This window comes from Paenibacillus sp. GM2FR, assembly GCF_002803325.1.
GTDB classification, from domain to species: domain Bacteria; phylum Bacillota; class Bacilli; order Paenibacillales; family Paenibacillaceae; genus Paenibacillus_AQ; species Paenibacillus_AQ lautus.
On sequence record NZ_MKZM01000008.1, the window covers coordinates 834,744 to 848,649 of the forward strand.

Below are 13,906 nucleotides of genomic sequence, written 5' to 3' on the forward strand. Positions count from 1 at the left end.
GATGAGGATGTCATATGGGGAGTTGGAATTTGATGAATGATCAAGCTCAAGAAATCGTACTATCTGTCCAGCATGTAAAAAAGAAAATCGGTCGAAAATGGATTATACATGATGTGTCGTTCGACGTGCGCGCAGGGGAAATTTTCGGGTTCTTGGGGCCGAACGGGGCAGGAAAGACGACCACAATCCGCATGCTTGTGGACCTGATTAAACCGTCCTCCGGCAGGATTGAGGTCTGCGGTTATGATGTGAACCGCCAGCAGGAGCAGGCGCTGCGTTATATTGGGTCCATCGTGGAGAATCCGGAAATGTATTCGTATATGACGGGATGGGAAAATCTTGAGCATTTTGCACGAATGCAGCCCGGCATTAACCAGCAGCGAATTCAGGAAGTTGTGGATACGGTAAGACTGGATCGAAGAATTCATGACAAGGTGAGTACATATTCACTGGGAATGCGGCAGCGGCTTGGAATAGCCCAGGCCCTGCTCGGCAGACCGAGGCTGCTCATTCTGGATGAGCCGACCAACGGTCTTGATCCGAAAGGGATCAAAGAGATGCGGCAGTTCATCCATCGATTAGCCGAGGAAGGATTGGCTGTTTTTGTCTCCAGCCATCTGCTGAGCGAAATTCAGCTGCTATGCGATCGCGTGGCGATCATCAGCAGCGGAAGAGTGCTTGCGGTTGGTGAGGTCGATGAATTGATTGCCGGCAGCAGTGATCATGTGATCTGGGATCTGAATCCCGCCGTGCAAGGGAAACGAATATTGCAAAAGCTGGATTATTGCCAAATCGTCGACCGCCCCGAGGAGGTGCTCGATGATAATTTGCTTGCAGGCATGTCTCCGGACGCTGTTGTGACCCGTATGAGCACGACATACACGTCTAGAGCTGTGGAACGGCTGGTGGCCGCTGGTGTACAGGTCCGGGAGGTTCATCGGATCAATCCTACGCTGGAGCAGCTGTTCCTGCAGATGACGGAGGGTGAGAGCATTGAGTAACCTGTTGCCCCTGATCAAGAACGAGTGCATCAAAATTATCAAACGAAAGCGGTTCTATGTTGTCCTGCTGGTTCTTCTTGTTCTGGTTCCCATGTTTACCTATGCCCAGATGAAATCGGCTGAACGGAGCCGGGAGAAGTTCAATAGTGACTGGCGGCTTGAGCTTCAGCAGCGAATCACGGATAATGAGAATTCGCTTAGTAGTGATAGAGTACCGGATGAATGGAAACGATATAGGCAAATCTTTATTCAGCAAATGCAGTATTATTTGCAGCATGATGTGAATCCTAATCAACCAAACGGGGTTACGTTCACACGGGAATTTTTGAATAATGCGATATCCCTGTTTATCCCGCTGCTCATTATGGCCATTGCTTCGGATATCGTCTCCGGCGAACGGACGACCGGTACCATCAAGATGCTGCTGACAAGGCCTGTGAAGCGATGGAAGGTGCTGCTGAGCAAACTGATCGCCCTGATCATGTTTACGTCTCTTATCGTAGTTTCCACCTTTGTCATTGCCTATCTGATCTCCGGTCTTGCTTTCGGATACAAGGGGTTTGACATACCGGTATTCACGGGATTCCAAATTGTTGGGTCTGATGTGGATATGTCCGGCGTTCATGCTGTTCCACAGTGGAAGTACTTGCTGATGCAGGGCGGCTTGGTGTGGTTTGTCGGTGTATGTGTCGGTATGCTGGCCTTTATGGTGTCCGTGCTGGTTCGAAGTACGGCGGCGAGCATTGTGATTATGATGGCCGCATTGATTGCCGGAAATATTCTGACGAATATGGCATCGGCATGGAGCAGCGCGAAATATTTGTTTATGGTAAACCTGAATTTGACCAACTATTTGGCCGGCAATTTACCGCCAATTGAGGGGATGACTTTGAATTTTTCCCTTGCCGTATTGGCCCTCTGGGCAATTTGTGCGGTTATTGTTTCATTCAGTGTCTTTACGAGAAGGGATATCTTGAATTAAAATGGACAAAGCATGAAACATTTGTTTGCATTTTTTAGGGAACAGCGTTCTTCTAAAATATTGAAATGTAGAAATAGAAATACACGAGATACGTGAATTTGAAGGAGGAGCATGAATGGTCGAACAGATCGATATGTTTGCAGAGTCATCGAAGAACGGCGGTAACAACCGTTCAGGATACGATGCTGACGACATTCAAGTGCTCGAAGGCCTCGTTGCGGTGCGCAAACGGCCAGGCATGTACATAGGGAGCACAAGCTCGTCAGGCTTGCATCATCTGGTATGGGAAATTGTGGACAACGCCGTAGACGAGCATTTGGCCAAGTACTGCTCGAGAATTGAAATTACATTGCATAAAGACGGGTCCGCGACGGTATACGATAACGGACGCGGTATTCCAACCGGAATGCACAAGACAGGCATCCCCACCCCGCAGGTTGTATTTACGATTTTGCATGCCGGCGGTAAATTCGGTGGTTCCGGATATAAGAAGTCCGGCGGTCTTCATGGCGTTGGCGCCTCGGTAACCAATGCGCTCTCCGAGTGGCTGGAGGTGGAAATTTACCGTGATGGTAAAATTCACCGCCAACGTTTTGAATATTGGCAGGACAAAAAAGGAAAAGAGCATGTCGGGGAACCGGTAACGGGCCTTGAGGTGCTTGGTAATACGAACAAAACAGGCACGAAGATTACGTTTAAACCGGATGCGCGCGTGTTTACCGCGGGAACGCATCTCAACTACGACACGCTTGCAGAGCGCTTACAGGAAATTGCCTTCCTGAACTCCGGACTCCGGATTGTTCTGAAAGACGAGCGCAGCGGCAACGGTGAAGAGTTTTTCTACGAAGGCGGCGCAAGCCAGTTTGTGCAGTTCCTGAATGAAGGCAAGGACGTGCTGCATGATGTGATCCATTTTTATGCGGAGAAGGATGATATCGAAGTCGAAATCGCCCTTCAGTATAATGCGGGTTACACGGAAACGCTGGCATCTTTCGTTAACTCCATCCCGACGCGCGGGGGCGGTACGCATGAGACGGGCTTTAAGACAGCGTATACCCGCGTCATGAATGATTATGCCCGCAAGAACAATCTTTTGAAGGAAAAGGACAAGAACCTGGAGGGGAATGATCTCCGGGAAGGCATGATGACCGTGATCAGCGTCAAGATGGCTGAGGTCGAATTTGTCGGCCAGACCAAGGACCAGCTGGGGAGCGCCTCTGCACGCAGTGCGGTTGACAGCATTGTCACCGAGAAGATGCAAATCTTCCTCGAGGAGAATCCACAGATCGCGCAAACGCTCTTGAAGAAGGCCATCCAGGCTTCCAAAGCCCGTGAAGCGGCCCGTAAAGCAAGGGATGAAATGCGCAGCGGCAAGAAACGCAGCGAGAGCTCCAATCTAGGCGGCAAGCTGACGCCGGCGCAGTCCAAGGATTTTTCGAGAACCGAATTGTTTATTGTCGAAGGAGACTCCGCCGGAGGCTCTGCGAAGCAGGGACGGGATTCGAAAATCCAGGCTATACTGCCTCTTAAAGGGAAACCGATGAATCCGGAAAAGTCGAAGCTGGCCGACATCCTGAAGAATGATGAATACCGAGCGATTGTATCTGCCATCGGAGCAGGAATCGGTACGGAGTTCACCGCCGGGGACAGCAATTATTCGAAAATCATTATCATGACGGATGCGGACACGGATGGCGCTCACATTCAGGTGCTGCTGCTTACGTTCTTCTACAGATACATGAAACCGTTGATTGATGAAGGCCGCGTCTATCTTGCACAGCCTCCACTGTATAAAATCGCCAGCAAATCCGGGAAGCTGGAAACCATACGGTATGCCTGGACGGATGAGCAGCTGGCTAATTATTTGAAGGAATTCAAGAACTTTGAGTTGCAACGCTACAAAGGTCTGGGCGAGATGAACCCGGAGCAATTATGGGAAACAACGATGAACCCGGAAACACGGACATTGCTGCAGGTACAAATCGATGATGCTGCCAAGGCGGAACGTCGCGTGTCTACGCTGATGGGAGATAAAGTAGATCCCCGCAAGCGGTGGATCGTAGAAAATGTCAACTTCGCGGAGTTTGAGGAATAGAAGGTGAAGGAATGAGTTTATCGGAGCAATTTTTGCCGGCTTTTCTGGAAGAGGTCGTAGGTGATCGATTTGGCCGGTATTCCAAGTATATTATTCAGGACCGGGCGATCCCGGACGTCCGTGACGGCCTGAAGCCCGTTCAGCGCCGGATTCTGTATGCCATGTACGATTCGGGTAACACACCGGATAAACCATACCGAAAATCAGCCAAAACTGTCGGGGATGTTATGGGTAACTACCATCCGCACGGGGACTCATCGATTTATGAAGGTATGGTTCGGATGGCCCAGCCATGGAAGATGGGACATGTGCTCGTGGACGGCCACGGAAACTGGGGTTCACAGGATGATGATCCCGCAGCAGCGATGCGCTATACCGAGGCAAGGCTATCGCCGATTGCCATGGAACTGCTTCGGGATATCGAGAAGCGGACCGTGCTGTTTAAGGATAATTTTGATAACACGGCCAAGGAACCGGTTGTGCTGCCTTCACGGTACCCCAACCTGCTTGTGAACGGAGCTAGCGGGATTTCCGCAGGCTTCGCCACTGAAATTCCGCCTCACAATCTACGGGAAGTGATTGATGCTTGTATTGCCGTCATGCAGAAGCCGGAGATTGAGCTGGCCGAGATTATGACCTTTATCAAAGGTCCGGATTTCCCAACCAGCGGAATCATCATGGGCGGCGAAGGCATTTTGGATGCCTACCGTACAGGCAAAGGCCGCGTATATCTGCGGTCGAAGACGGACATTGAATCGCTTCGTGGCGGCAAGCAGCAGATTGTCATCACGGAAATCCCTTACCAGGTCGTTAAGTCCCGGCTTGTTACCGCCATGGAGAACATACGGCTCGAGAAAAAAGTCGAAGGCATCGCCGAGGTTCGCGATGAGAGCGGACGGGAAGGACTTCGAATCGTCGTTGAGCTGAAGAAGGATGCCGACGCAAACGGGATTCTTGCTTATTTGTTCAAGAAAACCGATCTGCAAATTACGTACAACTTCAATATGGTTGCGATTGTGAATAAAACCCCTCAACAGCTGGGGCTTAAAGACATGTTATCCGCTTATATCGGGCATCAGCGTGAAGTCGTCACGCACCGGACGCAGTATGAGCTGGAGAAAGCAGAGGATCGGGCGCATGTATTGGAAGGCCTGGTTAAGGCTTTAAATATCCTGGACGAGGTTATTGCGGCGATCAAAGCGTCCAAGAATCGTCAGGATGCCCAGAACAATCTGCAATGGATGTTCGGTTTCACGGAGAGACAAGCCGATTCCATATTGACATTGCAATTATACCGCCTTACGAACCTTGAAATTCATTCCCTGCAAAAAGAGCTGGACGAGTTAACGAAGAAAATCGAGGGCTTGCGTGCGATACTGGACAGCGATAAGAAGCTGATTGCCGTCATTCGCAAAGAGCTGCTTGAAATTCGCGAGAAATACGGTATCGACCGGCGTTCTGTCATTCAGGAAGAAGTGGAAGAGATCAAGGTGAATCTTGAAGTGCTGGTTAACGCAGAGGACGTGCTCGTAACGCTGTCTAATGAAGGCTACATCAAGCGTACCAGCATGTTATCCTTCACCCGAAGCGGCGGTGAGCTGGAAAGCTCCGGCGTTAAGGAAGGGGATTACATCACCCGTCTGTTTGAAGTCAATACGCTGGAGAATCTGCTCATATTCACGAGCCGTGGACAGTATTTCTTATTGCCGGTTCACCAAATTCCGGAATATAAATGGAAAGATGCCGGTACGGCTATCGTTAACGTGATTCAGGTGCCGAAAGAGGATCACATCGTATCGGTCATTCCGGTTTCGAATTTTGAAGAAGAGGGCAAATCACTTGTGTTCGTCAGCCGCAAAGGTCAAGTGAAGCGTACAGAGCTCAAGGAGTATGTAACCAAGCGAACTGGCGCAATTGCGGCCGCCAAGGTTGCTCCGGAAGACAGTATTATCCAGGTCGTCGTAAGTGATAGCAATAAAGATATTGTGCTGATCTCGAAAGAAGGGATGAGCATCCGGTTTAATGAGCAGGAAGTCAACGCCATGGGACGCGTTTCCGGCGGAGTCCGGGGAATCCAACTCCGTGACGGGGATGAAGTCGTTGCAGCGTTATGGGTGGAGAACGATGAGGGTGAAATTTTGACCATCACGGATCTTGGTTATGGTAAGCGCAGCTTGCTGTTGGATTACCAGACGCAAAGCCGCGGCGGAAAAGGAATAGCTACGTTTGAGTTTAAGGAAGGCAAGCGGGTGAAGCCGAACGGCAGCGCCATTGTCGGTGCTTTCTATTGCCGTGAACCGCTGCAGATTATGGCGTACAGCGAAGACGGGCAAGCTTATCCGATTCATACGGAGAAAGTACCGATCGCGGAACGTAAATCGATAGGCAAACTGCTTGCGGATGTTGGCAAGCAAGGACAGATTGTTGATTTGGTAAGTATTCCGCATGCAGAGTTAGGCAAAGAAAGTTAAACAAGGATGTAGGTACTTCCTTTGTTTAGCAAGAAATGTTCGAAGTACAGGTGAGATAGATGGACGAAAAAGCACCTTCGATGATATTTGTCGAGGTGCTTTTGCTATATTTTGCGTTTGCACAACATTAGAGCTTTTGTTTATACTATTTGACATATGTCCGGCTATGTCGAAGCAAGGTGAACCTTGAAAAACGCCGTCATATAAGGGTTGACGGGTTTTGTCGCTTGATTGGAAATTATATTTTTTAACGAAAAAAGAAGGATATTGGGAGCTCGCCCGCGAAAAGTTAATCCTATAAACTATTATGGAATCATGACTTGGATTCAAACGAAATCCATTCAACGAAGTACAGTGCAACATCCACGGATGGTATCCGAGGTTTGATCATGACAGACATAATTGAAGGGACGGGATAAAACATGCATACTGCCGAATTCGCCAAGGTGTGGTCCAAGCTGGCCAAGGATTATAAGCTCCATATGGAAGCCGGATTAGCACCGACATTGACGGAATCGCAACTGATGGTGCTGGAGGTGCTGGCTGAACAGAAGCGAATGAAACCTTCCGATTTCATTCCTTACCTGGCCACAAGTCCGGCAGCCGTAACCATGCTATTGGACCGGATGGAGAAGAATGGACTGATCAAACGGGAACGTGACGCAAATGACAGACGGATCGTCTGGGTAACGATATCCTATAAAGGACGTGAGGAGTATACACGCGGATTACAGGTTAGGGATGAGTACCTTTCCCAGATTTTGAACCGCATATCCTCGCATAATCAACAGCTGCTTGTCTATCTGTTAGGAAAGATTAATACAGCTCCAAAGGAAGCTCTGGTTGAGGTCTAAGTTCTGAAGCAAACGTTGTAAACGTAGAGAGCCCCCAGGGCGGCTGCATACGGCAGCTCACCCTAGGGGCTGTTACATATCTTCATACGCATGAAACATCATGGTCAATCCATGATTTCGAACTTTTTACAAGACGTCATGAAATTATGACTTAAGCAACCATAAAGCCGGGACGTTGGAGGGTTCCCAACCAGGCAGGGATGTGTGGGCTTGGCGGCACTCATAGGTGTTGCCTCCATATGTGACTAAAGCTCCCTGCTGGTATGAAGTGTTAGGTGCCCAGGCCGGAGTTCCCGGTGTGGAGCCGTCCGTCGTGGTGACCTGCAGCTGATTGCTTGCAGGAGAGACGTTGCCAGCCGCATCACGAGCTTTCACAGTGAAGTTATAAGATGTGTTTGGCGTCAACCCGCTGACCGTATAGGAAAGCGTGCTGCCGGATACCGTGGTCACCAGCGTTGTGCCCCGATATACTTCATAACCGGTAACCCCGACGTTATCCGTGGCATTGTTCCAGGCTAGTGATACGCTGGTCGATGTAGAACCTACAGATCGTAAATTGGCAGGAGCCGTCGGGGCTTGAGTGTCCGGGACGGGATTCGATGTGGCAATAGTTAACGGACTGCTCGCTGGTGAAACGTTGCCTGCTCCATCACGTGCTTTTACCGTAAAGGTATAGGAGGTTGCCGCTTGCAGACCGGTTACAGTGTGGCTTAAGGTTGAACCGGATACGGTCGTTACGAGATTGGACCCTTGATAGATTTCATAGCCGGTTACTCCTACGTTATCCGTGGAAGCGTTCCATGAGAGCGTTATGCTGCTGCTGGTGACGCCTGTGGATCTCAAGTTACCCGGTACGGTTGGAGCTTGCGTGTCCTGATTCCCGCTGCCGTTATTCAGGTTCACGTCGATTACGTTATAGAAGGCGTTGCCTGTATCGGCGATTTCCCATACGGCGAGGATCAGATAGTAGCCGGTACGGTCGGTAGGTACGTTACAAGTGTGGGTTACGGTGTTCGGCGGTTGTTTACCACCGTCATTGAAGGAGCAGAACAATTCGAGATCTGCGCGTGCGAGGGGTTTGCTGGAATCCCAGCCTTTTTTCGTAATATAATATTTCCAATCGGATGTGGCGTGAGCAGCGGTCAGCACCCACTTAAACGTATTCGGTCCGCCGTTCATGTTCACTTTACTCCAGCGGGTAGGTGATTGTTCATTGAGCTCGTGAAAAATTCCAGCACCAGCAATCTGACCATCCGCCGGTCCACCGATCGGGAAGTTTCCTTTTCCCTCCAGGGAATGCGGTTCATATATGATTCTGCCGCAGTTGGTGTTCTCTCCGAGCTTACACTTATAACCACGACTGGCTGGTGATTCAACATAACCATGAGCGGAGACGCTGCTTGCTGTGATGATCATGATGGTGAAGAACAACAGTGTGCTTCCTAAAAAAATCCACAGCGGTTTCAAATGCAAGCGGTGATTTGTTTGACATCGAACTTGGTCCATAACAAATTCCTCCTTGTATATTTAATTTTAAATTCAGCGGACACTTGTTGCTGATCAAACCTCCCTGAACTGTGAGTTTTCTTGCTCTGTTAAACATCATGAACAACCGAGCCGACAGTGTTACCATTCATGAACAGCTTTGATCATCCTCCTCCTTGGCAGCCGTTGGTTTATATAAACTCTAAACTAGAGTTTATACCATGATTGTACAAATCATCTAAAAAATGTTAAACTAATCTAGTTACTATTTTTCGGCATTCTTTGATAAAAGTAAAGGGATAATATATTATCGAAGAGGGATAAAATATTACAATATTTGCCGCTGTGAAAGAGGCATATAAAAAACGAAATCCAAGATTGGATTTCGTTTTTTTGAGTTCTATTGATAGGATCGTAGTGTGGACTCCAGCTTGTCCATGGAGAAGAGGCTCCAGGGATAGACTGAGGGCGGCATGGAACGAATGGAGATCTCCTCTTTGGTAACGGGGTGCGGAAATCCGACCAATACGGACCATAAGGCAATCTGCTGGCCGGCTTTGTTCACCTTGCTCCCATACTTCTGATCTCCGAACAGCGGATGTCCCGCATGGCTGAGCTGTACGCGGATTTGGTGCGGCCTGCCCGTGTGCAGCTCGATCAGGACGAGGCTGAAGCCTTCCGCCGTTTGGAGCACGGTGTAATCCAGAATGGCCTCCTTGGCCCCGTCCGCACCTTTAGAGGTGACATGGACAGTATTTGTTTTTACATCCTTATACAGCATATTCACGAGCCGACCCGAAGTTTTCGAAGGAATCCCGTGAACGACCGCTACATACTGCTTGCGGAAGCTGCGACTGCGGACGGCTTCCGATAATCGGGAAGCGGCTTTGGAGGTCTTGGCAAAGACCATCGCTCCGCCAACCGGACGGTCCAGACGGTGCACCAATCCCAAAAATACATTGCCCGGTTTATTGTAGCGCTCCTTGATGTCCTGTTTCAGAATGGTCAGCATGTCGGGATCGCCGGTAGCATCCTCCTGGGAGGGGATGTTTACCGGCTTGGTTACACCTAACACATGATTATCCTCGAAAAGAATCGGCACAACCGGATATGCTGCAGGTTCCCGCTTGCTCATCGAATCAGGACTCCCATCGACCCAGGATGCCGCATGGCAGGTTCATGCCGGAGCGGGTAATCGGCAATCCGATTTCTCCCGCACTGATGGTGCCGCCGTATTTCGGCTTCATGGTCATGGTCAGCATGTTATTCAGAACAGTAGGAGAGATGCCGGTTGTATAGGAGTTAATCAGCATGAACAGCGGATGATCCGATACGATGCTCATGCAGCTTTCGAGGAATGGGTACAAGCTCTGTTCAAGCTTCCACGTTTCTCCACTTGGTCCGCGGCCATAAGATGGAGGGTCCATAATGATCGCATCGTATTTGTTCCCCCGACGCTGTTCCCGTTGCACGAATTTAAACACATCATCCGTGATATAACGGATAGGACGGTCGGCGAGGCCGGACAATGCCGCGTTTTCCTTGGCCCATTGAACCATCCCCTTCGCAGCATCCACATGGACAACCTGAGCTCCGGCCGACGCGGCCGCGACGGTTGCTCCGCCGGTATAGGCGAATAGGTTCAGCACGCTGACCGGACGTCCGGCTGAAGCGATCTTATCCATCATCCAGCGCCAGTTGGCTGCCTGCTCCGGAAACAAGCCGGTATGTTTAAAATTGGTTGGTCGAATATGAAATTTCAATTGGTCGTATGAGATGGTCCACCGGTCCGGAAGCTGCTTTTTCATGTCCCATTGCCCGCCGCCGGACGAGCTGCGGTGATAGTGTCCGTGAACACTGCGCCACTGTCCATCTTCACGTTCAATCGGCCATATGATCTGCGGATCCGGACGTCTGAGAATCACGTCGCCCCAGCGTTCCAGCTTTTCCCCGCCTCCGGTATCGATGACCTCGTAATCTTGCCAATCCTGAGCTACATACATGTTGAAAACCATCCTTCAAATAGTCATTTAGATTTTATTGTACAACATATCAGAAGCTGAATGCCACCAAGGATTGCCCGGCTTGATCAAAGCTATTCGGATGATATAGACTTTGAAGATCGGCGACTTACCCCAAATCTTCGAATGCGGAGTGGAAACGGAATTCGCCATGCAGGTGATCGAGTGCGCCCTGCTGAAGCTCGGCAACCATGAACACTTCATCGGAAACAGTAAATTGGGTTATATCGATCCCAAAGGTTCTGGCCTGCACAAAACCGTAACGGGGATAATACGCCGGATGGCCGAATAGAAAAACAAGGGGATAGCCGTGCGTGAGACACCGCCGTTTGCCTTCTTCAATCAATTTTCCGCCGATCCCTTGTCGTTGATAATCCGGAAGCACGGCCAGCGGCCCTAGTGCAGCCACGTGATGGCTATGAATCCCGTCAAAAAGGCTGGCTCGGCTGAACATAATATGGCCCTTGATGATCCCATCTTCTTCCGCTATGATTGACAATTCCCGTTGAAAGGCTTTGTCTTCCCGCAGCCGCTGTACCAGAATCGCTTCTTCCTGTCCGGGAAAAGCACGGGTGAGAAGGTCCTGGACCTTCTCATAATCGTTCTTGGTTTCTGTGCGTAAGTTCATCGTGATCTCTCCTTCGCAAATCCTTAGGATTCTTTTTTGATATCCTGGTCGCCCCATCATCAAGAGTTTCGTTACTCCGGCTTCGTTTCTATCTGCAGCCCCTCGATGTGTTTGCGGTTCATCAGTTTACGCTTCTTCCGATTCTCTTTGCTCTCGAAAACGATATCAAGATCATAATCCTCCGGGTATAGATCCTTGGCCGCAATATAAGGCTTCAGCCGTTTATGGTTAATCTTCAGTCGGTCCTTCTGAATCATAACACCGATATTTCCTCTACCGTCCACGGTTTCATACACGGTTCCGCTTCGTTTCAAATAAGGCACATAGACACGATCGCCAAGTTGGTAGAAGGAAGAGGGAGAGGCTTCATGTTCATCTTCATGATCCTTAACATTCTTAAGCTTATCCTGTTCGTCTGACGGTAAGGTAACTTGGTCTACCGGACTCGCTGCTTCTGTCCATTCCTCGGACTCTGATCCAGCATCATATCTAAGGGGCGTGTCACCTCTTGCCGTTCCCGCTTCCGTGATTTCACGCGATCTGGCAATGATCGACTCCGGAATGCCCAGCTTTGCTGCAATGACAAAGGCATAACTGTGACCGGCTTCACCGATCCGCAGACGATAGAGCGGCTCGAGTGTGTCGGCATCAAATTCCATCCGGGCATTCTCAAAGCCGGCTGTGCGCTCGGCAAAATTTTTGATTTCGGTAAAATGCGTGGTGACCACAACCGTTGCTTGACGTTGACTCAGCTCCTCCAGAATGGCGATCGACAATCCAACGCCTTCACCAGGGTCCGTTCCGGACGCCATTTCATCAAGCAGCACCAGCGTGGACCGACCGGCCGTCTGCAAAATGTCGCGGATGTTGCGAATATGCGCAGAGAACGTGCTGAGGGCATGCTCCAAACTCTGCCCATCTCCGATATCGACGGAAACCTCGTCAAAGATGGCGCAATGGCTGCCTTCCGCTACAGGTACCAGCAGACCGGATTGAACCATAACGGTGATGAGTCCAACCGTCTTGAGCGCTGAAGTTTTGCCGCCGGTGTTAGGTCCTGTGATGATCAAGGTTTTGTACTGCTTCCCGATGGTGAAGTCCAGCGGTATCATAGAGGAGCCGATTAAAGGATGCACCGCAGATTTTAGATGGATGAACCCATCCTGGTTCAGGCTCACATTGCGCCCGCCGATGGAAATGGCGTACTTGCCTCTGGCTATGATGTAATCGTAGATTCCAACAATGTCGGCATTGGTTCTCAGTTCGAATTGATATAACTCGGCCAGTGCGGTCAAATCACTCAGCACCTTTGTTTCTTCCCTGACTTCTTCGGCGTGCAGAAGAGTTAATTCCATCTGAAGCGCCTGCATGTCGGAAGGCTCGATAAATACCGTCTGCCCGCTGGCCGATTCATCCAGAATCGAGCCATTTACGGATTTACGGTGCTCCTTCTTGATGGGCAGCACGTAACGTCCTCCGCGCTTGCTGATGACATTCTCTTGCAGGATCCCTTTGTAACGGCTCATCAGGCTGTCGAGCTTACGCTTGATCCGTTCCTCGGTTACGATGATTTTTTTGCGGATTTTGGCCAGATCTTTGCTGGCGCTATCCACAACACGACCGCCGTGAATGCTGCGTTCGATTTCGGACAGAAGTGGACGCAGCTCATGCATAGAAGAGGCGTAGGAACTGATCAATGGAGCAATGCCGTCCTTGGCATTCATATATTGAATGAGCTGGCGGCAGCTTCTCAGATATTGGACCATATTCCCGAAATCGCGCTCAGACAGCACATAACCGGTGCCGAGCAGATCCAGGATCAGCTCGATTCCCTCCAGGGAAGGAATCGGGACGCTAGCCCCGGTTTGCAGCAGGGTTTTGGCTTCCTCCGTTTCATTTAGCTTATTGCGAATGGCTTTCATCTGGGTGAGGGGGGCCATCTTCCGGATATGCTCGACTCCCAGATAGGATACGGCAAAGCGTTCAAGCTCGGTGCGAATTTTCTCGTACTCCAATTTGTTTAATGCGAATGGTTTCATGGGTGATATTCTCCTTTTGACTATAAAATGGATGGTTATACAACACAAAAAGGGCGGAAAGCGAACTACTAAGGTTCGCTTTCCGCCCATAGACCGTTATTCCGATGGCATGGCGTTATGGGACAGCTCCAAATAACCCTTTTGCTAAAAGAGGGGGAGACCCAAAAAATCCGTGCTGAACTCAGCACGGATGACCATATCATATCTGAATAAACCCTAAAGGGGCTTCAATTGATATCCGCAGTTCTTAACTAATTCAACGGACGAAATGAAAATCCATCAAAAAATAAACATATCCTATTACAGGAAATGCCCAAAATTTTACATTTC

Annotated in this window: 10 protein-coding genes; 5 read left to right on the forward strand and 5 right to left on the reverse strand. The window is 49.8% G+C overall.

Annotation, left to right across the window (positions count from 1 at the left end):
- The first annotated feature begins 32 nt into the window (after positions 1 to 32).
- The 5 genes from PAEVO_RS04070 (at position 33) to PAEVO_RS04090 (ending at position 7,403) form a co-directional block, all read left to right on the forward strand.
- Positions 33 to 1,001: an ABC transporter ATP-binding protein gene (locus PAEVO_RS04070; protein ID WP_100539316.1), complete on the forward strand. Its 969-nt coding sequence runs from the start codon at positions 33 to 35 to the stop codon at positions 999 to 1,001.
- Positions 994 to 1,983, forward strand: coding sequence for an ABC transporter permease (locus PAEVO_RS04075; protein WP_098743120.1), 990 nt, complete (start codon positions 994 to 996; stop codon positions 1,981 to 1,983). Before PAEVO_RS04070 ends, PAEVO_RS04075 begins: the two co-directional genes overlap by 8 nt.
- Before the next feature lie 115 nt (positions 1,984 to 2,098).
- Positions 2,099 to 4,078: a DNA topoisomerase IV subunit B gene (parE, locus tag PAEVO_RS04080; RefSeq protein ID WP_100536382.1), complete on the forward strand. Its 1,980-nt coding sequence runs from the start codon at positions 2,099 to 2,101 to the stop codon at positions 4,076 to 4,078.
- Between the two features lie 11 nt (positions 4,079 to 4,089).
- On the forward strand, positions 4,090 to 6,549 hold the full coding sequence (gene gyrA, locus PAEVO_RS04085) for a DNA gyrase subunit A (RefSeq protein WP_100536383.1): 2,460 nt from the start codon (positions 4,090 to 4,092) through the stop codon (positions 6,547 to 6,549).
- A 422-nt stretch (positions 6,550 to 6,971) separates the two neighbouring features.
- Positions 6,972 to 7,403 carry a MarR family transcriptional regulator gene (locus PAEVO_RS04090; protein ID WP_100536384.1) on the forward strand — a complete coding sequence of 144 codons (432 nt, stop codon included), beginning with the start codon at positions 6,972 to 6,974 and terminating at the stop codon, positions 7,401 to 7,403.
- A 144-nt stretch (positions 7,404 to 7,547) separates the two neighbouring features.
- Here the strand turns inward: PAEVO_RS04090 and PAEVO_RS04095 are convergent, their stop codons facing one another.
- The 5 genes from PAEVO_RS04095 to PAEVO_RS04115 all read right to left on the reverse strand — a co-directional run bounded on the left by PAEVO_RS04095 (position 7,548) and on the right by PAEVO_RS04115 (position 13,576).
- Positions 7,548 to 8,909, reverse strand: coding sequence for a lytic polysaccharide monooxygenase (locus PAEVO_RS04095; protein ID WP_100536385.1), 1,362 nt, complete (start codon positions 8,907 to 8,909; stop codon positions 7,548 to 7,550).
- A gap of 379 nt (positions 8,910 to 9,288) precedes the next feature.
- Positions 9,289 to 10,023 carry an RluA family pseudouridine synthase gene (locus PAEVO_RS04100; protein WP_100536386.1) on the reverse strand — a complete coding sequence of 245 codons (735 nt, stop codon included), beginning with the start codon at positions 10,021 to 10,023 and terminating at the stop codon, positions 9,289 to 9,291.
- A gap of 4 nt (positions 10,024 to 10,027) precedes the next feature.
- The gene (locus PAEVO_RS04105; protein ID WP_100536387.1) at positions 10,028 to 10,891 is read right to left on the reverse strand and encodes a class I SAM-dependent methyltransferase; all 864 of its coding nucleotides are present in this window, start codon (positions 10,889 to 10,891) and stop codon (positions 10,028 to 10,030) included.
- A gap of 127 nt (positions 10,892 to 11,018) precedes the next feature.
- A complete protein-coding gene (locus PAEVO_RS04110; protein WP_100536388.1) occupies positions 11,019 to 11,537 on the reverse strand; it encodes a GNAT family N-acetyltransferase in 519 nt (172 codons plus the stop codon).
- A gap of 71 nt (positions 11,538 to 11,608) precedes the next feature.
- A complete protein-coding gene (locus tag PAEVO_RS04115) occupies positions 11,609 to 13,576 on the reverse strand; it encodes an endonuclease MutS2 (RefSeq protein ID WP_100536389.1) in 1,968 nt (655 codons plus the stop codon).
- Positions 13,577 to 13,906: the final 330 nt, after the last annotated feature.

What these genes read in the sequence shown, in the direction of transcription:
- PAEVO_RS04070 (WP_100539316.1), top strand. Translation starts at nt 33, where the DNA reads ATGAATGATCAAGCTCAAGAAATCGTACTATCTGTCCAGCATGTAAAA.
- PAEVO_RS04090 (WP_100536384.1), top strand. Translation starts at nt 6,972, where the DNA reads ATGCATACTGCCGAATTCGCCAAGGTGTGGTCCAAGCTGGCCAAGGAT.
- PAEVO_RS04115 (WP_100536389.1), bottom strand. Translation starts at nt 13,576, where the DNA reads ATGAAACCATTCGCATTAAACAAATTGGAGTACGAGAAAATTCGCACC.
- PAEVO_RS04110 (WP_100536388.1), bottom strand. Translation starts at nt 11,537, where the DNA reads ATGAACTTACGCACAGAAACCAAGAACGATTATGAGAAGGTCCAGGAC.
- PAEVO_RS04105 (WP_100536387.1), bottom strand. Translation starts at nt 10,891, where the DNA reads ATGTATGTAGCTCAGGATTGGCAAGATTACGAGGTCATCGATACCGGA.
- PAEVO_RS04095 (WP_100536385.1), bottom strand. Translation starts at nt 8,909, where the DNA reads ATGGACCAAGTTCGATGTCAAACAAATCACCGCTTGCATTTGAAACCG.
- parE (WP_100536382.1), top strand. Translation starts at nt 2,099, where the DNA reads ATGGTCGAACAGATCGATATGTTTGCAGAGTCATCGAAGAACGGCGGT.
- PAEVO_RS04100 (WP_100536386.1), bottom strand. Translation starts at nt 10,023, where the DNA reads ATGAGCAAGCGGGAACCTGCAGCATATCCGGTTGTGCCGATTCTTTTC.
- gyrA (WP_100536383.1), top strand. Translation starts at nt 4,090, where the DNA reads ATGAGTTTATCGGAGCAATTTTTGCCGGCTTTTCTGGAAGAGGTCGTA.